This window comes from Mesorhizobium sp. M0145, assembly GCF_040322355.1.
GTDB lineage: Bacteria > Pseudomonadota > Alphaproteobacteria > Rhizobiales > Rhizobiaceae > Mesorhizobium.
The window spans coordinates 93,864-118,579 of the sequence record NZ_JAMYTK010000015.1; the positions used below are offsets into that span (position 1 = coordinate 93,864).

Below are 24,716 nucleotides of genomic sequence, written 5' to 3' on the forward strand. Positions count from 1 at the left end.
TTTTTCAGTGGCCGGTCGACCGCGTCGGATGATCGAGCGTCAGTTCCAGCGTTGTGCCCGTCTCGCCGGTGATCCAGCGGCGGCGGATGATGGCGAAATCGTGCTGTGTGTCGGCTCTAACCACAGAGACCAAGTCGCCCACCGCGCAATCACTGTCGAGATCGAGGGCTTCGACAGTCTCGGCAATATCTTGCTTGCCGGCATAATGTCTCGCAATGGCTGTGAGCACGATGATCACTGGCCCACCCGTTGCGCGATCTTCGGGACTCGGCGATTGATGAGTGCGATGCCCCGATCTTTCAGCAGGAGTTCTTGCCATGACCGCGCGTTTCTCCAAGATCGTCATGTGTTTGTGTCTGGCGGCTTTCGCCTTCCTCGTCGCCTTCGGCAACATCACCGATTACGGCTCAAACTTCGTCTTTGTCCAGCATGTGCTGAGCATGGACACGACCTTTCCCGGCAATGCACTGATGTACCGCTCGATCACCAACCCGTCGCTGTGGACGGCTGGCTACTGGCTGATCATCATTGGCGAGGCGCTGACCTGCCTGCTTTACCTAATCGCCGCCTGGCAACTCTGGCAGGCGCGCAAAGCCAGCGGACAGGCATTCAACGATGCCAAGAAGTTCGTCATCATAGCCGCCACCATGGGTTTCCTTGTTTGGTATTTCGGCTTCATGGTCGTTGGCGGCGAGTGGTTCGCCATGTGGCAGTCTTCGATTTGGAATGGTCAGGAGGCGGCGTTCAAATTCTACATGACCATGCTGGTGGTGCTGGTCTTCGTCGTCCAGCCGGACGGCGACCCGCGTAAAGCCTGACCGCCGTTCGTCGATTTCAACCGATCTAACCGGATGGCAGTGTCGACAGGCGCACACTGCCGTCCAGCCTTTTGGACGAAACCCGGGATCTTTTGGGCGAAAGCCGGACAGGAACGGAACAATATCTTGACGTTCCGAGCCCTGTTTCGCATAAGCCGCTGCGAAGGGACGGATTCCGGTTGCGGAAAATTCGTCCCCTGTCTCAACGGCCCGGGGAGGGGTTCTTTTGGGCCACCAATCGAGGAAAATTCGGCAATGACCATACTTTCAGCTGTCATCGCCTGCGGTCTGCTTTCAGTCCTTTACGCCATCTGGGCGACACGTTCGGTCCTCGCGGCCGATCAGGGCAATGCACGCATGCAGGAAATTTCCGCGGCCATCCGCGAAGGCGCGCAGGCCTATCTGGCGCGCCAGTACACCACTATCGCCATCGTCGGCGTCGTGGTCCTGCTGCTCGCCTGGTGGCTGCTTTCGATCACCGCCGCCATCGGCTTCCTGATCGGCGCCGTTCTATCGGGCGCCGCTGGCTTCATCGGTATGCACGTCTCGGTGCGCGCCAATGTGCGCACCGCGCAGGCGGCTTCCAACAGCCTCGCTGCCGGCCTCGAGATCGCCTTCAAGTCGGGCGCCATCACTGGCATGCTGGTTGCTGGCCTGGCCCTGCTCGGCGTCTCGATCTACTACCTGATCCTGACCCAGTTCATGGGTCTGCAGCCCGACGATCGCGTCGTCATCGACTCGCTTGTTTCGCTCGGCTTCGGCGCCTCGCTGATCTCGATCTTCGCCCGTCTCGGCGGCGGCATCTTCACCAAGGGCGCCGACGTCGGCGGCGATCTCGTCGGCAAGGTTGAAGCCGGCATTCCCGAAGACGATCCACGCAATCCGGCCACCATCGCCGACAATGTCGGCGACAATGTCGGCGATTGCGCCGGCATGGCCGCCGACCTGTTCGAGACCTATGCGGTGACCGTCGTCGCCACCATGGTCCTCGCCGCCATCTTCTTCGGTGGCACCGCCGTTCTCGGCGCGGCCATGCTCTATCCGCTGGCCATCTGCGGCGCCTGCATCCTCACCTCGATCGTCGGCACCTTCTTCGTCAAGCTCGGTTCCAGCGGCTCGATCATGGGCGCGCTCTACAAGGGCCTTATCGTCACCGGCTTGCTGTCGATTGTCGGCCTTGCCGTCGCCACTTCGGCATGCATCGGCTGGGGTGAGATCGGTACTGTCGCCGGCATGGCCATCACCGGCACGAACCTGTTCATCTGCGGCCTGGTCGGCCTTGTGGTGACCGGCCTCATCGTGGTGATCACCGAATACTATACCGGCACCAGCAAGCGTCCGGTGAACTCCATCGCCCAGGCCTCGGTCACCGGTCACGGCACCAACGTCATCCAGGGCCTCGCGGTCTCGCTGGAAGCGACGGCGTTGCCGGCGATCGTCATCGTCGGCGGCATCATCTCGACATACCAGCTCGCCGGTCTCTATGGCACGGCGATCGCGGTGACGACGATGCTTGGCCTCGCCGGCATGATCGTCGCGCTCGATGCCTTCGGCCCGGTCACCGACAATGCCGGCGGCATTGCCGAAATGGCCGGCCTGCCCAAGGAAGTGCGCCAGTCAACCGACGCGCTTGACGCTGTCGGCAACACCACCAAGGCGGTAACCAAGGGCTACGCCATCGGCTCGGCCGGCCTCGGCGCGCTGGTGCTGTTCGCGGCCTACTCTAACGACCTGAAGTTCTTTGCCGCCAATGGCGACAAATACCCGTACTTCCAGGGCATGGGCGACGTCTCCTTCGACCTCTCCAATCCTTACGTCGTCGCCGGCCTGATCTTCGGTGGCCTGATCCCGTATCTGTTCGGCGGCATCGCCATGACCGCCGTGGGCCGCGCCGCGGGTGCTATCGTCCAGGAGGTGCGCAAGCAGTTCCGCGAGGATCCGGGCATCATGGCCGGCACCTCGAAGCCGAACTATGCGCGCGCCGTCGACCTTCTGACCAAGGCAGCGATCCGGGAGATGATCGTTCCATCATTGCTGCCGGTGCTGGCGCCGCTGGTGGTTTATTTCGGCGTCCTCCTGATCTCCGGTTCGAAGGCATCCGCCTTTGCCGCGCTCGGCGCCTCGCTGCTCGGCGTCATCGTCAACGGCCTGTTCGTTGCCATCTCGATGACCTCCGGCGGCGGCGCCTGGGACAACGCCAAGAAGTCGTTCGAAGACGGTTTCGTCGACAAGGACGGCCTCAAGCACCTCAAGGGCTCCGAAGCGCACAAGGCTTCGGTGACCGGCGACACGGTCGGCGATCCCTACAAGGATACTGCCGGCCCAGCGGTCAACCCGGCGATCAAGATCACCAACATCGTCGCGCTGCTGTTGCTGGCCGTTCTCGCGCACGGCTAAGCTCGGTCGCTATGGCCTTAAGACAAAAACCCGCGGGATCGCTCCCGCGGGTTTTTCATTGCCTGAGATATGCCGCTTACAGGGAAGCGAAAGGAACGGAAGGAAGCCGACACCCTCGGGTGGATCAGGTGCCGCCGAGCGTGCTGCCGCCGCTGGCGCCGGGAACACCAGGCGCCAGCTTGCTGGCGCCACTGATGATCTGGCTGAGGAAGTTCTGGTCCTTGCCGGCGGTCGGCGTGGTGCGCGAGATGAAGTCGAACACCTTGCCGTCCTTCAAGCCGTAATTGGCGATCTGGGTGACGCGCCCGTCATCGCCAAAATAGACCGCCAGCACATGTTGGTCGACCAGCCGCGGCTTGTCGAAGGCGACATAGCGCTTGCGCGTCTGAGAAATGTAATAAAAGGCCTCGTTATCGAAGGTCGCCTTCGTCGAGGGAGTGCCGAGCGCCAGCAGCACCTGTTCGCGGCTTGAGCCGACCGGCACCAGGTCGATCGCCTGCTGGTCGATGACGTAGCCTTGCGTCAGCGTCTCGCTCGGATTGAGATCGCCGATCATCTTGGACGAATTGCAGGCGGAAAGCGCCGCAGCGATCACCAGCAGCGAAACCGCACCGCCGGGCCTGGGCAGGAAAGTCGACTTGAATTTCAGCGCGCGCAACTACAACTCCATAAGCTGGCCGCAACTTGCGCTGGGCCGCAAAACCGGTAAACCAGCTTGCTTGCCGATGCAACAAGGCCACTTCAACAAACGGTCCCGGGAGACCACCCTCAAATGTTCCAGCGCCTCTTTGGCCGCGAACGACATGCCAACCGCGCCATCACCGAGGCGCTTTACGCACAAATCGTGGCGGCGGCGCGGCAAACGGTGTTTTATTCCGCCTGGAACGTCCCGGACACGCCGCTCGGCCGCTTCGAGATGCTGTCGTTGCACATGTTCCTGTTCCAGCACCGGTTGCGCGGCGAGGGCGGTGCTGCGGCAGAGGTTGCGCAGGTGCTGATCGACGAGTTCTTCATGGATGTCGAACATTCGTTGCGTGAATTGGGCATTGGCGACGTCGGTGTGCCGAAGCGAATGCGGAAACTGGCGAAGATGTTCTATGGCCGTACCGCCGCCTATGATGATGCGCTGCAACGAAATGACCATGATGCACTCGCCGCCGCCCTTGCCCGCAATGTCAGGCCGGATGCCGGCGCCTGGCCGCAAGCGTCGCAACTGGCACTCTATGCCGCCGATGCATCAAGGCAACTCGCGGAACAGCCGACCGAATCGATCGTTTCCGGAACGGTGGCATTTCCCGTGGCCAACGCTTGAGCGACGGCTGGCCGATGAAGGTGGCGAAGTGGAGGCGAAGATGAAACACCCTGATACCCACAGCCCAGTGTCATTCCTGGCAAATGTCGCCCGGCTGCCGCAAAAGGGGCTGCCGGTGGTCATCGATGCCGACGCTGGGCAGCGCGCCCTGCTGGCCGTCGAGCACGAGCTGCTTTCGGTCGAGAACTATCGCGCCGAACTCCTGGTCGAGCCCTGGAAGCGCAACGGCGTGAAAGTCAGCGGTCATGTCGAGGCCGATATAACGCAGGCCTGCATCGTCACCCTCGACCCGGTCGAGGCGCATATCGATGAGCCGGTCGAAGCGCTGTTCCTGCCGGAGCAATCCAAGCTCGGGCGGCAAGGTTTCGACGGCGGCGGTGAGATCCTGCTCGACGCCGAAGGCCCGGACAGCCCGGAAACCTTTTCCGGCGATGCGATCGACGTCGGGGCGCTTGCCGAGCAGTTCTTTGGCTTGGCGATCGATCCATATCCGCGCAAGCCGGGTGTATCGCTGCAGGCCGCCGGCGATGCCGAGCCTGTGGAGAATGAATTCCAGCAAAAGCTCAGATCAGTGTTGGGAAAATCCTGATAGCTGACCCAATTTGAGAAAAGTTGGTTGTGCGGCAGCCCAAAACCGTTATTTTCGCCGAACCTTCGCGAGCCCCGCACCTTGGCAAGCCCGCTGGCCAAGCAACCGTGAGATGAACACCGCGTGATCAGGATTTCCATCGATGCCATGGGCGGCGATCACGGGCCAAGCGTGGTCATCCCGGCGCTCATGACTGTCGCCACCCGCCGTCCGGATATACGCTTCGTCATTTATGGGCGCGAAGAAGTGGTACGGCCCGAACTCGCCAAATTCCCCAAGCTGGCGGAAGTGAGCGAGTTCATCCACTGCGAGATCGCAGTGCGGATGGACGACAAGCCGAGCCAGGCGCTGCGCCATGGCCGCTGGAAGTCATCGATGTGGAAGGCCGTCGAGGCGGTCAAGGCAGGCACTGCCGACGCCTGCATCTCGGCCGGCAATACCGGCGCGCTGATGGCAATGTCCAGATTCTGCCTTCGCACCATGGCGACCATCGATCGCCCGGCAATCGCGGCGCTCTGGCCGACATTGCGCGGCGAGAGCGTGGTGCTGGACGTCGGCGCCACCATTGGCGCGGATGCGCATCAACTGGTTGATTTTGCCATTCTGGGCACCGGCATGGCGCGCTCGGTTTTCGGCATCGAACGGCCGAGCGTCGGCCTGCTCAATGTCGGCGTCGAGGAGATCAAGGGCCAGGAAGAGGTCAAGGAGGCGGGTCGTATGTTGCGCGAGGCCAACATGGCCTCGATGAACTACCACGGCTTTGTCGAGGGTGACGACATCGGCAAGGGCAGTGTCGACGTCGTCGTTACCGAAGGATTTGCCGGCAACATCGCGCTGAAGACGGCGGAAGGCACCGTCAGGCAGATCGCCGGCTATCTGCGCGCGGCGATGAACCGGACGCTGATGGCCAGGATCGGCTATATCTTCGCCAAGACCGCCTTCGATCGCCTGCGCGAGAAGATGGATGTCGGCCGCTCCAATGGCGGCGTCTTCCTCGGATTGAACGGCATCGTGGTGAAAAGCCATGGCGGGGCTGATTCGGATGGCTTCGCGGCGGCGATCGAGCTTGGCTACGACATGGTGCGCAACAATCTGCTTGACCGCATCGAAGCCGATCTCGACCTGTTCCATGCCCGCAATCCGAATGCCCAGACAATCCGGAAATCCGACGTCGTCATCGACGCAAAGGAATAGGAAAGAGCATTGATCAGATCAGTCGTGCGCGGCACGGGCGCCGCGCTGCCCCGCCGCATTATGAAGAATGCCGATTTCGAAGGCATGGTCGAGACGTCGGACGAGTGGATCGTCCAGCGCACCGGCATTCGCCAGCGCCACATTGCGGCCGACGACGAGACGACGGCCTCGCTGGGCGAGGCGGCAGCGCGCGCAGCCCTCGACAGCGCCGGCCTGACGGCTGACGACATCGACCTGATCGTGCTGGCGACCTCGACGCCCAACAACACCTTTCCCGCGACCGCGGTCGAGATCCAGAATCGGCTCGGCATGCACCACGGTTTTGCCTTCGACCTGCAGGCGGTCTGCTCCGGCTTCGTCTATGCAGTGACGACCGCCGACCTCTATATCCGCGGCGGCTTGGCCAGACGGGTATTGGTGATCGGCTCGGAAACATTTTCGCGTATTCTCGACTGGAACGACCGCTCGACCTGCGTTTTGTTCGGCGACGGCGCCGGCGCGATGGTGCTGGAAGCAGGCACGGGGGCAGGCGGCATCGCCGACCGAGGCGTTCTGGCGGCCAGCCTGCGCTCCGACGGCATCCATAAGGACAAGCTTTTTGTCGACGGTGGGCCGTCGACCACCGGAACGGTCGGGCACCTCAGGATGGAAGGCCGCGAAGTGTTCAAGCATGCGGTCGGCATGATCACCGACGTCATCGAGGCGACGTTCGCACAGGCCGGCATCGGCGCCGCCGATCTCGACTGGTTCGTGCCGCATCAAGCCAATAAACGAATTATTGACGCTTCGGCCAAAAAGCTCGGGATAGAGGAGCGGAAGGTGGTGGTGACCGTCGATTTGCACGGTAATACCTCGGCGGCTTCCGTGCCGCTGGCACTGTCCGCAGCCGTCGCCGACGGTCGCATCAAAAAGGGTGACCTGGTACTGCTCGAGGCGATGGGCGGCGGCTTCACCTGGGGTGCCGTCCTGCTCCGCTGGTAAGTGCCGAACTATCGGGTTCGGGTCCCTTGACCTTGACGGATCAATTACTTAGGTTCTGCCGTTGCTTGTATCGATTTATGTTTTTGAGCTGATGGGACGGTTCGTATGGGGGGAAAGACACTTACGCGCGCCGACCTCGCCGAAGCCGTTTACCGCAAGGTTGGGCTGTCGCGTACTGAATCGGCCGAGCTTGTCGAGGCGGTGCTGAATGAGATCTGCGAGGCGATCGTTCGCGGCGAGACGGTGAAGCTGTCGTCCTTCGCGACCTTCCACGTGCGCTCCAAAAACGAGCGCATCGGGCGCAATCCCAAGACCGGTGAGGAAGTGCCGATCCTGCCGCGCCGGGTGATGACCTTCAAGTCGTCGAACGTGCTGAAGAATCGTATCCTGCGCTCCCATCAAAACAGCAAAGCCAAGGGCAGCAAGTAGCCGCCCAATCCCCCTTTGCCAAGAATCATGCTCCAGGCTTCGGTTGAAAAGCGAACCCTGCTTTTGCGCCGGGCTTGAATATTGTTTCATAAACCGCTGAAATAAGATGCGATTCGGTACGCCGGATCGGTATTTGGGTGTGATCCGTTCCGGCGGGACGGAAAGCTGCTCTCCTTGTTAAGCGTGATGTCGCCCGAACCCGGTTCCCGCCTTTCGCGATCATGCTCTAGCGTGAGGATTCGCCCATGGACAAGAGCCCTGATGCTTTCCGCACCATCAGCGAGGTCGCGGAGGATCTGGATTTGCCGCAGCACGTGCTGCGCTTCTGGGAGACGCGTTTCAACCAGATCAAGCCGATGAAGCGCGGCGGCGGCCGCCGCTACTACCGTCCGCAGGACGTCGAACTGATCAAGGGTATTCGTCATATGCTCTACGACCAGGGCTATACGATCAAGGGCGTGCAGAAGCTGTTGCGCGAGAACGGCAACCAGTTTCTGATCGCCGTCGGCAGTGGCGACATGGCGGCGGTCGAGGCGATCTCGCAGCGCCGGCAGGCCGACACGGTACCGCTGACGCAAGCGGCGCAGCCGCGCGGCACGGACGACGAAATGCTGGTTGGCCAGCCGAGGGTGAAACCCAGCCGTCGTTTTTTCGGTATAGGCAAGACCGACGAGGAAGGTCCGGTTCCGCCGGACACGTCAAAACTTTCCCGTGACAATCGCGCATTGCTGCAGGAGGCGCTGTTCGACCTGCTGGAATGCAAGCGCCTGCTCGATCAGGTTCGCTAGAGCCCGCCGGGCTGACCGGAACGGTCTTCAGGGTCATGCGTTAGGCTTCCTTCTACAGATGAAGGAAGCACGTCATGGCATCGCTTTCGAGCATCTCCGACACCGATCTGGACAAACAGGTCGCGGCCCTGACCAGGGAACTGGCCACCTTGAAGAAAGCCGTGTTAAAGCGGGGCGGCGCCTTTTACGAAGACGGGCGCGATACCGCGTCGGATTATTATTCGGATATCACTGAGCGCCTCGGCGACGCCTTGCCGGCAATCAGAAGGCAAGGCCGGGCGATCGAGAAGACCGCCCGAGATCACCCGGCGACGGCGGCCGCTGTCGGGCTGGTTCTGGTCGGGCTCGTCGCCAGTCTGTTCCTCGGCGGCCGGCAGCAACAAGCACCGCGAGCGCGTTCAAGATCGGCACGTTGAGATAAGCAAATGGCGGTGGTCAGCGGACCGCCGCCATTTTTCGCCGACACGGAAAGCCCGGCAAGCGCGCCGCCCTTGATCAAGCACCAGAACGCCTGATTGCGGGTTGTTCGCCCGAGGGTGTTTTCAGTACTTCTTCGCGACAACCTTCTTGTGATGGTGGCGGTAGTGGTGGACGCGGTGATGGTAGTGATGGCGGTGATGCTTCTTGACGGTGGTGTGCATCGTCGTTGCATTCGCGCTGCTTGCGCCGATGATCGGCATCGAGAGGGCAAGTGCGATTGCAAGTCCAAGGGCGGAGAGAAGAGGCTTCTTCATGACATCGTTTCCTTTTTGCGCAGGCGGAATTTGAGCGTCACTGATTCAGGTCGGTGACTCGAGCGCTGCGGTTGGGACTATCGCCTTGGAGTTTTTCGGCAGTTTTTCCGGCCTGTAGAATTTTGTTTCCGAACTGTGTCTGCTGACGAACCGGCCAGATGTCGGCGCGCCGGCATCCGCCATTCATTCCGGCGTCGGTTCACGATGCCGTGACGCTATCTTTGATGCTTGGCAAATCACCGGCGAGCGGGCATTCTCCCGATCGTCTCAGGCAACAACATGATTTGATCTAACTCTTTCATCCCACGGAGTTGCCAATGCCCCAAATAGCAAAACGCGAACCTTACTCCGAACTGGCGGCGAGCGCGGTTACGCCTGAACGCAGTGCCGTCCGAACCGCCCGGGAAGCCCGTGGATACAGCATCGAAGAGCTGTCCCTGGCGTGCGGGCTGGCAGCCTATGAGATTGCCGACATTGAAAGCGGCAAGGATGCCGATCCCTCGAAACGTCGGCGTATTGCCTCCGCGCTTCAACTTCCGGAAAGCGCTCTGTTTGACGAAGCCGTGTTGCCTGCCAAAAGGCGATCCGTGTCGTAGCGACGTGTCATGCTTTTATTCCACGAGCTCGCCATGGGTCGCCCTGGCGGGCTTCGTTTTTTACGGCCACGTAGTGGACTTGCCGGCCGCCACGGCGACGCCAGACGGAAATTGCCGGAGATGAGCCTCGAATCCGTTCGCGCCTTTTTCGCCGCACACGCGCCCGACATTGATGTCATCGTCACGGAGGCAAGCTCGGCGACGGTGCCTTTGGCCGCCGAAGCGCATGGCGTAGCGCCGGCGCAGATTGCCAAGACGATCTGCTTGCGCGCCGGCGACCAGACGATGCTGATCGTGGCCAGCGGGATCTCTAGGCTGGACAATCGCAAATTCAAGGACCGGTTTGGTGGCAAGGCGCGAATGCTGGACGCCGAGCAGGTGCTCGCCGCGACCGATCATCCCGTCGGTGGGGTGTGCCCGTTCGGCCTACCGGCGCCGCTCCCGGTCTACTGCGACATCTCGCTGCGCGCCTTTGACGAGGTCGTCCCGGCGGCAGGCGCGACGAATGCCGCCGTACGGCTCAGCCCGCAACGCCTGGCCGAACTCGTCGACGCCGAGTGGGTGGATGTGTGCCAGTAGCCATTTATCCGGGTCGTGGGATCCGCTGAGCGTTACCGCTACTCGGTCTTCTGTGGCTCTTCTTTTTTGATCGTCTGAGCGTCCGTGACAGTCGACATATCGGCCTTCTCGACGCTTGCTGTCTTCGTCTGCGTGTCGACCGATGCCTGGACCTTGGAATGCGCGGGGCAATCCGCAGAGGCAGCTGATATGGACATGGTCAGTGCCGCGGCTATTGCGAGGAATGTCTTCATGATCATTCTCCTCTTTCGTTCGATGGGTAAAGTTAGCCCGTCTGGCACCGACCGCAAAATCACATTTGTTCACACGCGCTCCTGCGCACACGGAAGCCGACGCTGGGCCAGTAATTCAAATGGTTGCGCGGATAGCCGCTTGCCGTATCAAAGCCCACTGGCTCCGGCCGGACGATTTTTGGCGTTAAAGATCTCGCCGCTCAGAGCCAGTCTCAAATCTTCGGCGCTGAGCTGACCACTTTCAAATAAATCCATCACCCTGCGGCCGAGCAGTTCTCTGCCTGGATCTCCATCAGCGAGGCCTAGTTCACGGCATCGGGCATCGAGTGCCTTGGTCAACATGGTCAGATCGGCAGGACAGGCAACCCCTTGAAGCGACATTGCATCTCTCCCGGACAGGGCGAAAGCGCGTGGCATCTTCGAAGCGTCCGCTCGCCCTTACAACTGCGGACGACGGCAATTCAACTACAGCCAACCTTTTTCGAACTCAACATTCAAACGTACCAAAACGCCGCGCGCTCCAATGGGAGGATCCTGCTACAATACGGTATGGCCGTCCGAATAGCGGTTGTCCTCGCGCTTCTTTTCGCCTTCGCCTACGGTTTCGCAAAACTCGCGGAACATTATGGCAGCGTTGGCGACAGGCCCTCTCCGTGTGAAGAATTGCCCTATCCTGATTGTCCTGACCAAAAAGCTCCTCCCCGGGAAGAAACTGAGCCTTGAGCGCGCGCCTGTTCAGGCCAGGCCAGCCGTCGGGATTGAATTAGTTCTTTCCAACCGACGGTTGGTGGACGCATTGCAGCTGATGCGCCTAGGGTTCACTACGATCCGCGCGCACCGGGCATGCCCAACCCCCGAGTCACCCCTGCCTGATGCAAGGCGCCTGATCGAGTCCCGCCGTTCTGGCATGTGCGGCGGGACCTTTTCTTGTTGAAGCTGGAATACGGGCTCACGATAAAGGTTGGCGTACGCAGCAAAGCTTACCTAGCCGTTACCGCGCGGTTTCTCGGTGGGCTTCTGGCTAGACGCCAGCCTCCGTGCCTCGCGCACGAGTGATGCGTGATCGGTTCCCTCGATGAGATCACGCCTGCGTATGTTGCGCTGGCTGCAGTGCGGCTATTGTCTGTACAGCCAGTTTTGGGGGAAAACTGGCTAAGCCTTTGGATTTTAATGGTCGGAGTGGCCGGATTCGAACCGACGACCCCTTGACCCCCAGTCAAGTGCGCTACCGGGCTGCGCTACACTCCGGACCGGTCGCGATGTATCGTGATAGACCGGGTCCGGTCAACCGAATTCGGTTGCTGTCCTGCCTGAAGCAACCGCGACGGGGATTGCCGGTCGCTGCGCCGCCCGCAGTTGCCACTGGTGGCGGTATTCGAGCGCGATGGCACCCCAGATCAAGCCAAGCAGCAGGTAGACATGGCGCCAGTGGTCGATGTCGATGAAGGTGCCGAGCCCGATATTGCCGATGAAGGCGACGTAGGCGCATAGAAGATAAGGCTGCCACGGCCGGTCGCGCAGCAGAATGCGGAAGCCGGCGGCGATCGTCCAGCACGTCAGCGTCAGGAACGACACGAAGCCGAGCCAGCCGTAATCCATCAGCATCTTCAGCCAGATGTCGTGCGTGTCCTCGCCGAACATCTTGCCGAAGACGAGCGGGCCGATGCCGAACGGATGCTCCAGTGCCATCTGAAAGCCGATCGTATAGCGGGCGAAGCGGCCGAGCCGGGCGGTGTCGTAGCTTTGTTCGAGCTGTGCGCGGTTCGAGAACATCTCGGCGACGCCTGGCAGTTGCAGGATGACGATCATTGCGATGACCAGCAGTCCGACGGCGGCGATGGTCATGACGACGACGCGCAGCTTGAACTTGCCGCTGGCGCTCTGCAGGAACAAGGCACCGGTCAGCAGGATCGCCGAAACGGCGAACATGCCCCAGGCGCCGCGCGAAAAGGAAAAAAAGATGCCGGCGGTGATTATCAGCAACGGCATCGCCAATAGCGGCATGCGTGCAACCGAGCCGGTAAGCAGCAGGTAGAGCAGGTAGATGCCGGGCAGCACCAGGAACGGACCGAACACGTTCGGGTCCTGGAAGGCGCCGGCGGCACGGTCGTATTTGGTGAAGATCTCCGCTCCTGGAAAGGCATGGAAATAGCCGGCTATGCCGACCAGCGAAGTCAGCACTGCCGACACCACATAGGCGACGAAGATCACCCGGTAGAGACTGGGCCGGACGGCCGTTACCGAAGCGAAAAAAACCGCGGTTAAGGCCAGGAACAGCGAGACGGCGAGATAGAGCGGCGTGCCGGCGAGGTCCGACATCTGCGTCATCGAGATCATACCGCCGATGTTCATGATAACCAGCAGCACCAGAAGTGGCACCGCCGCGCGCTGTATACGCATGCCGAACAAGGGCCACACCACGATCAGCCCGATCATGTAGAGATCGTACGGCGCGGGCTCGGCAATGACGAAACCGGACAGGAAAACGCCGAGGAAAACCGCCCCCGACGCAATCAGTGCAATCAGCTTGGCGTTGACCGCCGCAGCCGGCAATTCATAGGCCGTCGCGATCAATACGCGTTTTCCGTATTGAGCAGGCGGATCGGCGTCAGGAACAGGATTCTGAGGTCGAACAAGAGCGACCAGTTCTCGATGTAATAGAGGTCGTATTCCGTCCGCATGCGAATCTTCTCGTTGGTGTCCATCTCGCCGCGCCAGCCATTGATCTGCGCCCAGCCGGTCACACCGGGTTTGACCTTGTGGCGGGCGAAATAGCCGTCGACCACTTCATTGTAGAGGAGGTTGTGCGACTGCGCGGCAATGGCGTGCGGGCGCGGCCCGACCAGCGACAGCGAACCGAACAGCGAATTGAAGAACTGCGGCAGTTCGTCGATCGAGGTCTTGCGGATGAAGCGGCCGACGCGGGTGACGCGCGGATCGTTCTTGGTCACGGTCTGCTTCGCCGTCGGGTCCGCCTTGTCGGTATACATCGAACGGAACTTGTAGACGTCGATAATCTCGTTGTTGAAGCCGTGCCGCTTCTGATGGAACAGCACCGGCCCCTTGCTGTCGAGTTTGATCGCGATTGCGGTCGCCAGCATCACCGGCGAGAACACGATGATGCCGATGATCGAAAAGACAATGTCGAAGGCGCGCTTGGCGACCGAATCCCAGTCGTTGATCGGCTTGTCGAAGATATCGAGCATCGGCACCGAGCCGATGTAGGAATAGGCGCGCGGCCTGAACTGCAGCGCGTTCGAATGCGCCGATAGCCGGATGTCGACCGGCAGCACCCACAGCTTCTTCAATAACTGCAGCACGCGCGATTCGGCGGTCAGCGGCAGCGATACGATCAGCATGTCGATGCGCGCGATGCGGGCAAATTCGATGAGTTCGGAAATTGTACCGAGCTTGGGATAACCGGCGACAACCGGCGGCGACCGCTTGTCGCCGCGGTCGTCGAAGATGCCGCAGATGCGGATGTCGTTGTAGGGCTGCCTTTCGACCGAGCGGATCAGTACCTCCGCCGCCTTGCCGCCACCGACGATGACGGCGCGGCGCTCCATCCGCCCGTCGCGCGCCCAGCGCCGGATCAGCTTCGACATCACCAGGCGGAGACCCAGGATCAACACGAAACCGACGACGAACCACGTGCCGAAGAGCAGGCGCGAATAGTCTTCCGACATTTTCATGGTGAAGGCGGTGAGCGCCATCAAGGCGAAGGTTCCGGCCCAGACCAGCAGGAGACGGCCGAAATTGGCGATCGGCCGCATCAGTGTGACGATCTGGTAGCAGTCGGTGACGTCGAACAGAACGACCGCGAGGAACGAGGTGGCGGCGATCGTCAGTGAGTACTGCCAGGCAAGATAGTTGAAAAAGCCGACATAATAGAAATAGACGGCAAGACCTGACACCAACAGCAGCGCGAATTCCACCATGCGCAGGACGCCGCTCACCATGATCGGCGACATCGTATCGCGCCGGTATTGCGAGGCGACCTGGCGGGCAACATCGGTCATGCCGCCGCCGGCCGTATTGTTCTCGGCAGGGGCGTCGAATTTGCGCACCGCGTCTAGCGAAAAACGGCGCGCTGGGTCGATTTCGTTCATGGGGCGTCCGCAGGTTTCCCTCAGGTGAATAGCAAAAGAGAGCTAAGAAACCCTTGAAACAACAGATGGCTTTGGAGACGCTTTCACCAGGAGCAGCCCGGTGGAAACCCGTTGCTCTATTTTTTGAGCGCGGCGAAATAAGCCTTTTCGATTTCGGCGGCCATTACATCGGCGCCGAAGCGTGCCTTGAGGTCGGCGAGGCCGGGCATCAGGCCTTTGTAGGTGTCGAGATCGGCCAATGCGGCGCTTATCTTGTCGCCAAGTTCGCGCGGGTCGGGCCGGATCAGGGCAGGCGAGCCGGTGTCGAAGATTTCCGGTATGCCGCCGACCGCCGTCGCGATGATCGGCTTGCCGGCGGCGAGCGCTTCCAGAACTATATAGGGCATGGCTTCCGCGCGCGAGGGAACGACGACCAGTTCGGCCAGCGTGAAGGCGAGCCTGGCCGGCATCGGCGCCAGGAAGCTGACCTCGAGGCCGAGCTGATTCACCTGGGCGCGATAGCGCGGCAGGTCGTCGCCGTCGCCGACCATCAGCGCTTTCAATGGGCGGCCGAGCCGTGTCGCGGCTAGCCCCAGCGCATCGATGAAGATGTCCGGGCCTTTGAGGTCTCGCATCATGCCGATATAGAGGAGGTCAACCGCATTGTGCTCGGTCCGCACCGGCTCGAACTCGGCGGCGCGCAGGCCGTTGTGGACGAGAGCGTTCGGAATGGGCGGCTCGCCGACCTTCCTGCGATAAGTCCGCCGCTCATAATCGGAAACAAACAGCAGGCAATCGGTGAAGCGAGCCATGAAGCGCTCGAGCGCGAAGAACAGCTTCCCCATGGCGGTGGTCTCGTCATAGTGAAGCGAGCCGCCATGCGGCGAATAAAGGCGGGCTACGCGAGACCTGGATACCCGCAACAATGAGCCGAACAGACGGGCATAGGCGCCACCTTTGGCGCCATGCCCGTGCAGCACGTCCGGCCGCAATTCTTTTATGATCCTATAGGTGCGCCGGGCCGAGGCGAGATCGCCTGGCCCGACATGCCGCTGCATCGGGGTGCGGTGAATGCCGAGCGCCAGGCTGCCTTTCATCTGTTCGAACAGCCGTTCCTCGAAATCGCCGCCCGTCGTCGAATCGCAGACGATGCCGACGGCATGGCCGGCGGCGACCTGAGCCTCGGTCAGGTCGCGCACATGCCGGAAGATGCCTCCGACCGGTGAGCGAAAGCAGTGGACGATCCTGAGTGTGTCCGCCACTTTGTCAGCACATCAAAACAGGCGTTCGCGAACATAGACTGTATCGCCGGGCAGTAGCGGGTCGGAGGTCACCACGCGTCCGGTTATCACCTTGCCGTTGATGTCGCGGGTAATGTCGACGCTTTCCTGGTTGGCGCGTGGCGTGAACCCGCCGGCGATGGCGACGGCTTTCTGCACGGTCAGGCCTGGAACGTAGGAATACTGCCCCGCCGCACCCACTTCACCCATGACGAAGATCGGCCGGTAGCGATCGATTTCGACCGAAACATCGGGATCCCGCAAATAACCCTGGCGCAGTTTCTCGGCGATCTCGCTTTCAAGCTGTTGGGCGGTGTGGCCGCGCGCCGGCACGTTGCCGACGAGCGGCAGCGAGAGATAGCCGGACTGGTCGACGCTGTAGGTATTGGTCAGTCCTTCCTGCTCGAACACGGTTACGCGGACGCGGTCGCCGGCGCCGAGGCGATAGGGCTGGTCGAGAACTTCATGGAATGCGGCCGGCGTCGGCCGGTAGCTGGAGCAGCCCGAAAGCATCGATACGGCAAGCAGCGCGCGGAAAAGGGGAGCAGTGCTTTTCATGAGCGGACACGTACCTTTGAATAGCCGGCGACTCTGCGGCAAACCTTAACGATCGAGCTCGGTTATCATCCTGTTAGGGTTAATGGCCGGTAAAGGCGCGCGGCCGATGCGGGCCGGATCGACAAATGCAGATGGTTTTCAGCCTCTTGTTTGCGGCTTGTTAGTAGAGCCTAACAGGTTCTTACCGCGATATTAACGGCTGAGTTACCATAGTTGTTTACGGTGCATGCTGACTCAGTACCGGAGCAGGGATGCATGTCCGTTCAATCCGCGGCCGCAGATGTCGACGTCGATCTCAGGCAGCTTTTCGCCAGCCTGGCGCGAAACTGGTTGCGCATCCTTGTCGTCGCACTGGTTGTAACCGGCCTGGCCTTTGCGCTCGCCTGGCTTGCAACGCCCGAATATAAGGCGGCAGCCAAGCTGGAGATCGGGCCTCGAGAATCGGAGTTCACGCGGCCAGCCGGGGCCAACGGCAACGAGCGGTCGATTCCCGACGAAGAGGCTGTGGCCACCGAGGTCCAGATCATCTCGTCCCCCGACATCCTCAAGCAGGTGGCGGCGAAGCTCAACCTGGCGAAATTGCCCGAATTCGACGAGGCGCTGAAGATGTCGGCGCTGAGCCGCGCCCTTGTCCTTGTTGGCTTGAAAAGCGATCCGTTCGAGATTCCGCTGGAAGAGCGCGTGCTGGACGCAATGCATGAGAAGCTCAACGTCTATGGCGTTGAAAAAACCCGCGCGATCGCAATCGAGTTCTCGTCAGAGGATCCTAAGCTTGCCGCCGCGATCCCAAACGCCATTGCAAACGCCTATATCGGCTCCAAGGGCAATGCCAAGCTCGAATCGAATTCCGCCGCCACCGACTTTCTGGCGCCGGAAATCGCGGATCTGCAGAATCGGGTGAAGGAGGCGGAAGCCAAGGTTGCCGCATTCCGTGCGCAGTCCGATCTTTTGATGGGCGGCAACAATTCGGTGCTTGCCACCCAGCAGCTGTCCGAATTGTCGAGCGAACTGTCACGCGTGCGCGCCAATCGCGCTTCGGCGGAAGCGACCGCTGACAGCGTGCGCAGGGCGTTGCGCAATGGCGGCTCGCTGGATGCCGTTCCGGAGGTGTTGTCTTCCGAACTGATCCAGCGCCTGCGCGAGCGGCAAGTCGAACTCAAGAACAACATCGCCGACCTTTCTACCACCTTGCTCGACAACCATCCGCGCATCCGCGCGCTGAAGTCGCAGCTCGCGGATCTCGACCGCCAGATCCGCAACGAAGCGGAAAAGATCATGAAAGGTCTGATGGCGCAGGCCGAGACGGCGAAGGCGCGAGAGGCCCAACTCGTGGCAGACGTCAACACGCTGAAGGCGGCGTCCGCCCGCGCCGGCGAAGAGCAGGTGGAACTCGATGCGCTGCAGCGTGATGCCGCGACCAAGCGTCAGCAGCTCGATCTCTATTCATCCAGCTATCTCCAGGCGGCCGCACGCAAGGATCGCAACTATCTGCCCGTCGACGCTCGCGTATTTTCGGAGGCCCAGGTGCCGGCCGAACCTTATTTCCCCAAGATTGGTCCGATTGTCAGTGCGGCCTTTGTCGGCTCGTTGCTCATCATGGCGATCGTCACGCTTCTGCAGGAACTGTTTTCCGGCCGCGCCATGCGTCCGGCCGCCGGTGCCCATTTCGAGCGCATCGAGCAGGTTGCGATGCCGGCTGTCCAGGCCGAACGCGTGATGGCCGACCCCGACCCGTCGGTTGGCCGGTCCGAACCGGCAGTCGTCGAGATCGATGAGGCCGACGACGACAATATCATTGAAAGCAAAGTGGAGCCGGAACCCGTCGCGGTGGCGGAAGCGGCTGCCGAGAAAATCGAACCGGAGTACTCTGAAATGGCCGCTGGAGACATTGAACCGGCACGTTCTATCCTCGGCGAGGTCGACATCGACAAGGCCGCGGAAAAACTGATCGCCACCGGTGCCGCCCGCGCCATATTCGTGTCGCCAGAAGGCGACGAGGCGGCCGCCTCGGCGGTGTTGGTGGCGCGCGCAGTCTCCGACGCCGGGCTACGCGTGCTGCTGCTTGATCTCACCGCTTCGGGTGCCGCCTCGCGGCCGATGCTGGACAGCGGGCTGTTTCCGGGCATCACCGATCTGCTCGCCTCGCAAGCGCAGTTCAGCGATGTGATCCACCCCGATCTCTATTCGGACTGCCACGTTATTCCCGTCGGCACAGCCGATCCGGTCCGCGCCATGCGCGCCGCCGACCGGCTGCCGATCATCATGCAGTCGCTGACCACCGCCTATGATTTGGTCGTGGTCGAATGCGGACCGGCCGACGCGCAAGGCATCAGCCGCCTAGTGGGCGAGGGGACCGAGGTCTTGCTCTCCATGCTTGAGCCGGACGACGAGGTGACGCAGGCCGCGGTCGCGCTCATCGAGAGTGGCTATCCCGACCTGACGCTGGTCACGCCCATCGGCCATGTGGCGCCGGGCCCAATGCCGGGACGGCGCTCGGCCGCCTGAGGCAGTTTCTCTAAAATCGAAATCAGCTGTCGTCTTCGCCTGCGGCCGGTGCTGTCCGCCCCACGGCTTTGCGGCGCAGCAGCTTGGTCAGCTTCCAGACCATTGGGCTGTGCTTGATGAATGCCTTCAGGCTTGCGCCGTGCCTGAGCGCAAGCGCCAGCGCACGACCTTTCAGCGTCAGCGGAACCAGCACCTCGAAATGCTGCGTTTCGACATCGCACCACAATCGCTTGTAGGGTTCGTCGCCGACCGAGAAATCATAGATTTCGAAACCCGCCTCGCAGGCTTCCTGGATGTTCTCGAAGAACAGGAAGTCGCCCGGGCTGGTGTGTGCGAGGTCGTCCTCGGCGATCGCCCCGAATTCGCAGATCAGCCGCTTGCCCGAGCGGCTCGATCCGGTGACTGCACGAAGTTTGCCGGCGACTTCCAGCCCATGCAGGACGAAGGACGGATCTTCCTCTTGAAGCGCGTCGGCAAACAGCGAGCGGAAAAAAGCGCGCACCTCCGCCTCACCGAAAACATTGGCGATGCCCATCTTGCGGAAGCGGAATTCCTTCATCTCGAAAAAGGCATCGAGCAGCATGTGCACTTCGTCCGCAGTCCTCGCCTCGATGCGACGATAGCTGCCAACGGCCTCGAACTTGCGCGCCTGCGAGCGATGCTTCTTGCGCCTGCGCTTGCCGCTCACGCGGGTGAGCAGTGCGTCAAATCCTCCCACAAGACCGGCGGCCAGCGACAGATTGGGGCTCGAAAAATGCGGCAAGGCGGAGAGCGGGTTGGCAACGCCGTCGAGATCGGGCAGCAGCCGCTCCAGCGCAACAAGATCGATGTCGCGCCGCGCCTTGGCAATCGCAGCCAGCATCGAGCGGATCGCCGCGCTATCGGCATTCGCCAGCCATTGCGGGTCGGCGGCGGCAAAATTGCCGTTTGCATGGCGGCCGCCCATGAACCGGGCGACGCGGAACGCTCCACTACAAGTGACCTCCAGCGCCAGTGAGAAAACCGGCCTGTCCTCGGCGCGCAGCGTCGCAACGACAACGTCGGCGCCGGTATGTGCGGCCCAGTTCAGGATCCAGCCTGCGCTTTGCGCAGGGGCAAAAAGCGCCGAACGGCAGAATTCTGCGTACGCCGCCAACGCCACACTATCGGCGACCGAGGTTGACAGGCCGGCTTTGCCGGCCGGCAAGGCACACGGCGACGCCTCGCTGCTTGCCAGCCGATTGCCGTCAAATGACGCGGTGGCGTCAACCATACCTCAATCCTTAGGGCGTATTCGTCGCGATTGGGGGTCCGCGCAGGCGCATTCCATGCTTGATGAGCTTAGGCGCAAAAGGTGAATGAATGATCGACGGGGGCGAGGCAATCCGCAAACTGGCGCTCAATCTCGCCCGCTATTCCGGTCTCGCTCCGCTGGCCAAGCCGTTTATCGGCGGTCTCGGCGCTATCCTGATGCTGCATCGGGTAACCGCGACACCGGAAAAGCCGAACGGCGTCAACCGCCACTTGAACATCGCGCCTGGGTTTCTCGACACCGTGATCGCCGACTTGAAGGCGAACGGCTACAGTTTCGTCACGCTTGACGAGGCGATCGAGCGCATCAAGGCTGGTGACAAGGACGGCCAGTTTGCGACGATCACCGCCGACGACGCCTATCGAGACAACATGACCGAGGCGCTGCCGGTGCTGGAGAAACACGGCGCGCCGATCACCATCTACGTCGCGCCGGGACTGATCGACGGCGCCGCCGATTTGTGGTGGGACGTGGTCGAGGACATCGTCAATGCGCGCGATCGCCTGACGCTGACGACGCCGGATGGCCCGGTGACAATCGACTGCTCGAGTCCGGGAAAAAAGGTCCAGGCCAATGCGCGCCTGCACGCTCATCTGACGCTGAAGGTGCGCGAGCAGGACCAGCGTGCGGTGTTGCGGGATCTGGCGCGCTCGAACGGCATCGAGTTGGGTGGTCCGCGCCCGAGCACGCTGATGAACTGGGACGAGATCCGCACCATGGCCGAGCACCCGCTGGTGACGATCGGCGCACATAGCGTCAATCACTGCAATCTGAAGCGGCTTTCCGAGAGCGATGCGCGACATGAGATCGGCGACGTCAAGCGCATATTGCAGGCCAAACTCGGCGAGGAGCCGCGCCATTTCGCCTATCCCTACGGTTATGCCAGTGCCGTCGGCCGCCGCGAAGTAGGCCTAGTCCGCGATGCCGGCTATGCCTCGGCGGTGACAACCCGCCACGGCATACTCCGCGCCGAGCATGCCGGCTTCCTGCACGCCCTACCGCGCATTTCGGTCAATGGCCGCTATCAGAGCGTCGCCCACATCCGAACAATGTTGTCGGGCGTGACGACGCCGCTGGCCAATGCCGGCAAGACGGTGGTGACGATCTAACTGTTGCCTCGCCCCTTCGGCCGCGGCTCCAGGATCAGCCATTTGATGATGCCCATCGCCGGCAGCACCCACAAAAGCCCGCTGAGCAGGAAGAAGATGAAGTGCGCCAGCGGCCCGGACTGCGACAATTGGGCGACCGCCACGATCGAGGCGACCAGCGCATAGACTATGACCAGCACTACCAGCAGGAAGCTTCCGATCAGCTTTTTCAGGCGAATGGGCATGGCGCGATCTCGTTGATCGCTATCGCTTAGGCCGAACAGCCAATACGCGCAACCCGCCAGAAACGGCGCGACGGCGTGCCGCGCTGTCCGGTCTTGCAAGCCGGGTTGCGATGGTTCACCAATCCGCGACTTCAACTGCCGGGACAAATCCATGGCTGCTGCCATATCCGATGCCGCGCCTTTCGCCGCCCGCGATCGCGACCTTCGCAACCGCGCGCTGGTACGCGGTTGGCTCTATGTCGTGCTCCTGGTGCTGTTTGCGCTGGTACTGGTCGGCGGCGCTACAAGGCTCACCAATTCCGGCCTGTCGATCACCGAATGGCAGCCGATACACGGCGTCATCCCGCCGCTCAATGATGCCGAGTGGCAGGAGGAGTTCCTGCGCTACCAGCAAATTCCGCAATATGCCGAACTCAACAACGGCATGAGCATCGAGGCGTTCAAATCGATCTTCTGGTGGGAATGGGTGCACCGCATCCTGGCGCGTAGTGTCGGCGTGGTCTTCGCCCTGCCGCTGCTGTTCTTCTGGGCGACGCGCCGCATCGAGCGGGGCCTCGGCACGAAATTGTCGGGCATCCTCCTTCTCGGCGCCCTGCAGGGCGCGATAGGCTGGTGGATGGTGGCGTCCGGGTTGGTTGACCGGGTTTCGGTCAGCCAATATCGGCTGGCGACGCATCTGACGCTGGCGGCGCTGATCTTCACGGCGACCATGGTGGTCGCGCGTGGGCTGGCGCCGCACTCGGAACCTGCCGCCGACCGCTCGACGCAACGTCTGGCCGGCTTCCTGGTGCTGCTGGCGCTGGTCCAGATCTATCTCGGCGGGCTGGTCGCAGGGCTCGACGCCGGCTTGAGCTACAACACCTGGCCGCTGATGGACGGCAAGCTGGTCCCTGGCGACCTGCTGCTGCTCGAGCCGGCATGGCGCAATTTCTTCGAAAATCCGAAGACGGTGCAATTCGTCCACCGGGTCGGCGCCTACACGATCTTCGCGGTCGCGCTCTGGCACATGATCTCGACACGCCGGCGCCTGCCGGGCACGACGCATGCCCGACGCGCGACGCTTCTGTTCCTGATTGTCGTGGTGCAGGCATCGATCGGCATCGGCACACTATTGATGCATGTGCCGCTGCACATGGCCCTGACGCATCAGGCATTCGCGCTGTTCCTGCTCGGCTTCGCCGCCGCGCATTGGCGCGGCACCAAGGGCGCTTATCCGCTGCCTCATGAGATTGCTCTCAGAGGCTGAGCCGCACCCGCCGGATTGCTGTGGCAATCGCCAGCTCGCGGTTTTCGTCGACCGCATTGCGATCCTCATGATGCCATGCAGCCGACAGGCAGCCATAGGCGATGGCGTGGTCCAGTATCGCGGGCGGCGACTGGCCGAGCGTTGCGGAAAAGACATGCGCCATATGCGCGATCCGCCGCGGATCGAGGCAAAGATCGTCCCGGTCAAGTGGGTTGTAGAACATGTTGGCGGCGTCGAAGCCGGGGTCGCCGAGAACGCCCTTCGGGTCGATCGCCAGCCAGCCGCGCGGACCGTGCATGATGTTGTCATGATGCAGGTCGCCGTGCAGCGGCCGCACGTCGTGCGGATTGGACAGCAGCCGTTCCGCGATTTCGGCTGCTTCGACATACAGGCTCCTTTCGCCGGCGGCGCGATCGGCCCTCGCTTTTTTGAATAGGCTGGAAAACCGGGTCCGCAACGGCTGAAGGTCCGGCGGGGCAGGGTGCTTCGACGGCGAGACCAGTCTTGCCATCACCCCCGCCGCGATCGCGGTGGCGGCATTGTCGCCGTGTTCGGCAAGATGGTGTGACAGCATCCTGTCGCCAGCGTATTCGAGCAGCATGCGGTGGCCGTCGCTGCCGAGCAGCCGCACCACGCCTTCGCCGCGTCGCCAGGCGAGGAAATGCTCGCCACGCAACTCGTCCTCGACATCGTCGAAAGGCTTTAGATCCTTGACGATTGCCGGCGAGCCGTCCTCGCGCGCAACCTTCCAGATGCGGCTGCTGAACGTGTCGGCGGTGAGTTCGGGCGCGCCGACCTTCCAGCGCTTTGGAAATGCCGGCACATCCATTCAGAGGCCGAGCATCAGATCCATGTTCTGCACGGCAGCGCCCGAGGCGCCCTTGCCGAGATTGTCATAGACCGCAAGCAGCAGCGCCTGCGCTCGATCGTCATTGGCGAAGACGTAGAGCTTCATCCGGTTGGTGCCATTATAGATCTCCGGATCGATGTCAGGCATGCGTTCCTGATGCAGATACGGCGCCACCTCGACCACGCCGCCATCGATGGAAGCGAAATGATCGGCGATCGCCGCGTGAAGCTCGGCGCCGGTCGGCACATGGTCGAGGCCGCCGAGTTGCAGCGGCACCACCGTGATCATGCCTTGCGCGAAATTGCCGACCGCCGGCTGCATGATCGGATCGTGCGAAAGCTTGGCATAGGTCCTGAGCTCAGGCACGTGCTTGTGCTGCAGCGTCAGCCCGTAAGGCAGGAATTCCGGCGCATCCTCGCCCTTGCCGACATAATCCTCGATCATCGGCCGGCCGCCGCCGGAATAGCCGGAAATGCCGTTGACGGTGACCGGAAAATCGGCCGGCAGCAGCCCCGCCGCAACCAGCGGCCGCAGCGTCGCGATCGGTCCTTGTGGCCAGCAGCCCGGATTGGCGACGCGCTTCGCCGAAGCGATCTTTTTCGCCTGGTCCTTGTCCATTTCGGCGAAACCATATTCCCACCCATCGGCGACGCGATGTGCCGTCGAGGCGTCGATCACTTTGGTGGTGTCATTGGCGATCAGCGAAACGCTTTCCTTGGCGGCTGCATCCGGCAGACAGAGGATCGCGACATCCGCAGCATTGAGGAACTCGGCGCGCGCTGCCGTTTCCTTGCGGCGCTCGGTCGGGATGGAGATGATTTCCAGGTCGCCACGCTCGGCAAGCAGCGCCCTTATCTGCAGACCGGTGGTGCCGTGCTCGCCGTCGATGAAGATTTTCGGTTTCATTGCTTGCCA

Annotated in this window: 27 protein-coding genes and 1 tRNA gene; 14 read left to right on the top strand and 14 right to left on the bottom strand. The window is 61.9% G+C overall.

Annotated elements, in window-relative coordinates; translation table 11 throughout:
- Positions 1-4: 4 nt before the first annotated feature.
- The gene (locus NKJ28_RS21140; protein WP_023674502.1) at positions 5-238 is read right to left on the bottom strand and encodes a hypothetical protein; all 234 of its coding nucleotides are present in this window, start codon (positions 236-238) and stop codon (positions 5-7) included.
- A 79-nt stretch (positions 239-317) separates the two neighbouring features.
- Here NKJ28_RS21140 and NKJ28_RS21145 point away from each other — a divergent pair, with 79 nt between their 5' ends.
- The gene (locus NKJ28_RS21145; protein WP_352636860.1) at positions 318-818 is read left to right on the top strand and encodes a DUF2165 family protein; all 501 of its coding nucleotides are present in this window, start codon (positions 318-320) and stop codon (positions 816-818) included.
- Between the two features lie 255 nt (positions 819-1,073).
- Entirely contained in the window at positions 1,074-3,215 is a 2,142-nt protein-coding gene (locus NKJ28_RS21150) for a sodium-translocating pyrophosphatase (protein ID WP_023674504.1), read from the top strand.
- A 124-nt stretch (positions 3,216-3,339) separates the two neighbouring features.
- Here the strand turns inward: NKJ28_RS21150 and NKJ28_RS21155 are convergent, their stop codons facing one another.
- A complete protein-coding gene (locus NKJ28_RS21155; protein ID WP_352636861.1) occupies positions 3,340-3,873 on the bottom strand; it encodes an outer membrane protein assembly factor BamE in 534 nt (177 codons plus the stop codon).
- 114 nt (positions 3,874-3,987) lie between these two features.
- On the opposite strand from NKJ28_RS21155, the gene NKJ28_RS21160 reads away from it, so the two are divergent.
- The 7 genes from NKJ28_RS21160 to NKJ28_RS21190 all read left to right on the top strand — a co-directional run bounded on the left by NKJ28_RS21160 (position 3,988) and on the right by NKJ28_RS21190 (position 8,924).
- Positions 3,988-4,527: a ubiquinol-cytochrome C chaperone family protein gene (locus tag NKJ28_RS21160; RefSeq protein ID WP_023674506.1), complete on the top strand. Its 540-nt coding sequence runs from the start codon at positions 3,988-3,990 to the stop codon at positions 4,525-4,527.
- A gap of 40 nt (positions 4,528-4,567) precedes the next feature.
- Positions 4,568-5,116: a YceD family protein gene (locus NKJ28_RS21165; RefSeq protein ID WP_352636862.1), complete on the top strand. Its 549-nt coding sequence runs from the start codon at positions 4,568-4,570 to the stop codon at positions 5,114-5,116.
- A 123-nt stretch (positions 5,117-5,239) separates the two neighbouring features.
- Positions 5,240-6,310, top strand: a complete 1,071-nt coding sequence (plsX, locus tag NKJ28_RS21170; protein WP_352449317.1) for a phosphate acyltransferase PlsX — start codon at positions 5,240-5,242, stop codon at positions 6,308-6,310.
- Positions 6,311-6,319: 9 nt separating this feature from the next.
- Positions 6,320-7,291 (top strand): beta-ketoacyl-ACP synthase III, encoded by a 972-nt coding sequence (locus NKJ28_RS21175; protein ID WP_023674509.1) that lies wholly within the window; start codon positions 6,320-6,322, stop codon positions 7,289-7,291.
- Positions 7,292-7,396: 105 nt separating this feature from the next.
- Positions 7,397-7,720 (top strand): integration host factor subunit alpha, encoded by a 324-nt coding sequence (locus tag NKJ28_RS21180; RefSeq protein WP_023717292.1) that lies wholly within the window; start codon positions 7,397-7,399, stop codon positions 7,718-7,720.
- 245 nt (positions 7,721-7,965) lie between these two features.
- On the top strand, positions 7,966-8,508 hold the full coding sequence (locus NKJ28_RS21185) for a MerR family transcriptional regulator (protein ID WP_352575914.1): 543 nt from the start codon (positions 7,966-7,968) through the stop codon (positions 8,506-8,508).
- Positions 8,509-8,582: 74 nt separating this feature from the next.
- Entirely contained in the window at positions 8,583-8,924 is a 342-nt protein-coding gene (locus tag NKJ28_RS21190) for a hypothetical protein (protein WP_023674512.1), read from the top strand.
- A 126-nt stretch (positions 8,925-9,050) separates the two neighbouring features.
- On the opposite strand, the gene NKJ28_RS21195 is transcribed toward NKJ28_RS21190, so the two are convergent.
- Positions 9,051-9,242 (bottom strand): hypothetical protein, encoded by a 192-nt coding sequence (locus tag NKJ28_RS21195; protein WP_023674514.1) that lies wholly within the window; start codon positions 9,240-9,242, stop codon positions 9,051-9,053.
- Positions 9,243-9,559: 317 nt separating this feature from the next.
- Between NKJ28_RS21195 and NKJ28_RS21200 the strand changes: the two genes are divergently transcribed.
- Both NKJ28_RS21200 and NKJ28_RS21205 read left to right on the top strand, forming a co-directional pair.
- Positions 9,560-9,838: a helix-turn-helix domain-containing protein gene (locus NKJ28_RS21200; protein ID WP_023674515.1), complete on the top strand. Its 279-nt coding sequence runs from the start codon at positions 9,560-9,562 to the stop codon at positions 9,836-9,838.
- A 120-nt stretch (positions 9,839-9,958) separates the two neighbouring features.
- Positions 9,959-10,417 (top strand): YbaK/EbsC family protein, encoded by a 459-nt coding sequence (locus tag NKJ28_RS21205; RefSeq protein WP_352449319.1) that lies wholly within the window; start codon positions 9,959-9,961, stop codon positions 10,415-10,417.
- Positions 10,418-10,455: 38 nt separating this feature from the next.
- Here NKJ28_RS21205 and NKJ28_RS21210 read toward each other — a convergent pair whose 3' ends face one another.
- The 7 genes from NKJ28_RS21210 to NKJ28_RS21240 all read right to left on the bottom strand — a co-directional run bounded on the left by NKJ28_RS21210 (position 10,456) and on the right by NKJ28_RS21240 (position 16,576).
- Entirely contained in the window at positions 10,456-10,650 is a 195-nt protein-coding gene (locus NKJ28_RS21210) for a hypothetical protein (RefSeq protein ID WP_023674517.1), read from the bottom strand.
- 147 nt (positions 10,651-10,797) lie between these two features.
- Entirely contained in the window at positions 10,798-11,031 is a 234-nt protein-coding gene (locus NKJ28_RS21215; protein WP_023674518.1) for a hypothetical protein, read from the bottom strand.
- Between the two features lie 790 nt (positions 11,032-11,821).
- Positions 11,822-11,898 (bottom strand) — tRNA-Pro (locus NKJ28_RS21220).
- A 36-nt stretch (positions 11,899-11,934) separates the two neighbouring features.
- Positions 11,935-13,224: an O-antigen ligase family protein gene (locus NKJ28_RS21225; RefSeq protein ID WP_023674622.1), complete on the bottom strand. Its 1,290-nt coding sequence runs from the start codon at positions 13,222-13,224 to the stop codon at positions 11,935-11,937.
- Positions 13,221-14,759: an undecaprenyl-phosphate glucose phosphotransferase gene (locus NKJ28_RS21230; protein WP_352636863.1), complete on the bottom strand. Its 1,539-nt coding sequence runs from the start codon at positions 14,757-14,759 to the stop codon at positions 13,221-13,223. The genes NKJ28_RS21225 and NKJ28_RS21230 overlap by 4 nt, the downstream gene beginning before the upstream one ends.
- Positions 14,760-14,875: 116 nt before the next feature.
- Positions 14,876-16,000, bottom strand: a complete 1,125-nt coding sequence (locus tag NKJ28_RS21235; RefSeq protein WP_023674624.1) for a glycosyltransferase family 4 protein — start codon at positions 15,998-16,000, stop codon at positions 14,876-14,878.
- Between the two features lie 12 nt (positions 16,001-16,012).
- Complete coding sequence (locus NKJ28_RS21240) at positions 16,013-16,576, bottom strand: polysaccharide biosynthesis/export family protein (RefSeq protein WP_023674625.1); 564 nt, start codon at positions 16,574-16,576, stop codon at positions 16,013-16,015.
- A gap of 255 nt (positions 16,577-16,831) precedes the next feature.
- Between NKJ28_RS21240 and NKJ28_RS21245 the strand changes: the two genes are divergently transcribed.
- The gene (locus NKJ28_RS21245) at positions 16,832-19,081 is read left to right on the top strand and encodes a GumC family protein (protein WP_352636864.1); all 2,250 of its coding nucleotides are present in this window, start codon (positions 16,832-16,834) and stop codon (positions 19,079-19,081) included.
- 22 nt (positions 19,082-19,103) lie between these two features.
- Here the strand turns inward: NKJ28_RS21245 and NKJ28_RS21250 are convergent, their stop codons facing one another.
- Positions 19,104-20,333 (bottom strand): GNAT family N-acetyltransferase, encoded by a 1,230-nt coding sequence (locus NKJ28_RS21250; RefSeq protein ID WP_352636865.1) that lies wholly within the window; start codon positions 20,331-20,333, stop codon positions 19,104-19,106.
- Positions 20,334-20,422: 89 nt separating this feature from the next.
- Here NKJ28_RS21250 and NKJ28_RS21255 point away from each other — a divergent pair, with 89 nt between their 5' ends.
- On the top strand, positions 20,423-21,481 hold the full coding sequence (locus tag NKJ28_RS21255; RefSeq protein WP_352636866.1) for a polysaccharide deacetylase family protein: 1,059 nt from the start codon (positions 20,423-20,425) through the stop codon (positions 21,479-21,481).
- Here NKJ28_RS21255 and NKJ28_RS21260 read toward each other — a convergent pair.
- A complete protein-coding gene (locus NKJ28_RS21260; RefSeq protein WP_023674629.1) occupies positions 21,478-21,705 on the bottom strand; it encodes a DUF2842 domain-containing protein in 228 nt (75 codons plus the stop codon). The two genes, NKJ28_RS21255 and NKJ28_RS21260, sit on opposite strands and share 4 nt — an antisense overlap.
- A 151-nt stretch (positions 21,706-21,856) precedes the next feature.
- Here NKJ28_RS21260 and NKJ28_RS21265 point away from each other — a divergent pair, with 151 nt between their 5' ends.
- Positions 21,857-22,951, top strand: a complete 1,095-nt coding sequence (locus NKJ28_RS21265; RefSeq protein WP_352636867.1) for a COX15/CtaA family protein — start codon at positions 21,857-21,859, stop codon at positions 22,949-22,951.
- Here the strand turns inward: NKJ28_RS21265 and NKJ28_RS21270 are convergent.
- Together NKJ28_RS21270 and argC are read right to left on the bottom strand one after the other, a co-directional pair.
- Positions 22,941-23,780, bottom strand: a complete 840-nt coding sequence (locus tag NKJ28_RS21270) for an aminoglycoside phosphotransferase family protein (protein WP_352636868.1) — start codon at positions 23,778-23,780, stop codon at positions 22,941-22,943. The genes NKJ28_RS21265 and NKJ28_RS21270 overlap by 11 nt on opposite strands.
- Positions 23,781-24,707: an N-acetyl-gamma-glutamyl-phosphate reductase gene (argC, locus tag NKJ28_RS21275; RefSeq protein ID WP_352449330.1), complete on the bottom strand. Its 927-nt coding sequence runs from the start codon at positions 24,705-24,707 to the stop codon at positions 23,781-23,783.
- Positions 24,708-24,716: the final 9 nt, after the last annotated feature.

Bases quoted from the DNA above. Each gene is read 5' to 3' on its own strand.
- NKJ28_RS21145 (WP_352636860.1), top strand. From the start codon at position 318: ATGACCGCGCGTTTCTCCAAGATCGTCATGTGTTTGTGTCTGGCGGCT.
- NKJ28_RS21150 (WP_023674504.1), top strand. From the start codon at position 1,074: ATGACCATACTTTCAGCTGTCATCGCCTGCGGTCTGCTTTCAGTCCTT.
- NKJ28_RS21160 (WP_023674506.1), top strand. From the start codon at position 3,988: ATGTTCCAGCGCCTCTTTGGCCGCGAACGACATGCCAACCGCGCCATC.
- NKJ28_RS21165 (WP_352636862.1), top strand. From the start codon at position 4,568: ATGAAACACCCTGATACCCACAGCCCAGTGTCATTCCTGGCAAATGTC.
- NKJ28_RS21180 (WP_023717292.1), top strand. From the start codon at position 7,397: ATGGGGGGAAAGACACTTACGCGCGCCGACCTCGCCGAAGCCGTTTAC.
- NKJ28_RS21185 (WP_352575914.1), top strand. From the start codon at position 7,966: ATGGACAAGAGCCCTGATGCTTTCCGCACCATCAGCGAGGTCGCGGAG.
- NKJ28_RS21190 (WP_023674512.1), top strand. From the start codon at position 8,583: ATGGCATCGCTTTCGAGCATCTCCGACACCGATCTGGACAAACAGGTC.
- NKJ28_RS21195 (WP_023674514.1), bottom strand. From the start codon at position 9,242: ATGAAGAAGCCTCTTCTCTCCGCCCTTGGACTTGCAATCGCACTTGCC.
- NKJ28_RS21200 (WP_023674515.1), top strand. From the start codon at position 9,560: ATGCCCCAAATAGCAAAACGCGAACCTTACTCCGAACTGGCGGCGAGC.
- NKJ28_RS21205 (WP_352449319.1), top strand. From the start codon at position 9,959: ATGAGCCTCGAATCCGTTCGCGCCTTTTTCGCCGCACACGCGCCCGAC.
- NKJ28_RS21210 (WP_023674517.1), bottom strand. From the start codon at position 10,650: ATGAAGACATTCCTCGCAATAGCCGCGGCACTGACCATGTCCATATCA.
- NKJ28_RS21215 (WP_023674518.1), bottom strand. From the start codon at position 11,031: ATGTCGCTTCAAGGGGTTGCCTGTCCTGCCGATCTGACCATGTTGACC.
- NKJ28_RS21230 (WP_352636863.1), bottom strand. From the start codon at position 14,759: ATGAACGAAATCGACCCAGCGCGCCGTTTTTCGCTAGACGCGGTGCGC.
- NKJ28_RS21240 (WP_023674625.1), bottom strand. From the start codon at position 16,576: ATGAAAAGCACTGCTCCCCTTTTCCGCGCGCTGCTTGCCGTATCGATG.
- NKJ28_RS21245 (WP_352636864.1), top strand. From the start codon at position 16,832: ATGTCCGTTCAATCCGCGGCCGCAGATGTCGACGTCGATCTCAGGCAG.
- NKJ28_RS21250 (WP_352636865.1), bottom strand. From the start codon at position 20,333: ATGGTTGACGCCACCGCGTCATTTGACGGCAATCGGCTGGCAAGCAGC.
- NKJ28_RS21255 (WP_352636866.1), top strand. From the start codon at position 20,423: ATGATCGACGGGGGCGAGGCAATCCGCAAACTGGCGCTCAATCTCGCC.
- NKJ28_RS21260 (WP_023674629.1), bottom strand. From the start codon at position 21,705: ATGCCCATTCGCCTGAAAAAGCTGATCGGAAGCTTCCTGCTGGTAGTG.
- NKJ28_RS21265 (WP_352636867.1), top strand. From the start codon at position 21,857: ATGGCTGCTGCCATATCCGATGCCGCGCCTTTCGCCGCCCGCGATCGC.
- NKJ28_RS21270 (WP_352636868.1), bottom strand. From the start codon at position 23,780: ATGGATGTGCCGGCATTTCCAAAGCGCTGGAAGGTCGGCGCGCCCGAA.
- argC (WP_352449330.1), bottom strand. From the start codon at position 24,707: ATGAAACCGAAAATCTTCATCGACGGCGAGCACGGCACCACCGGTCTG.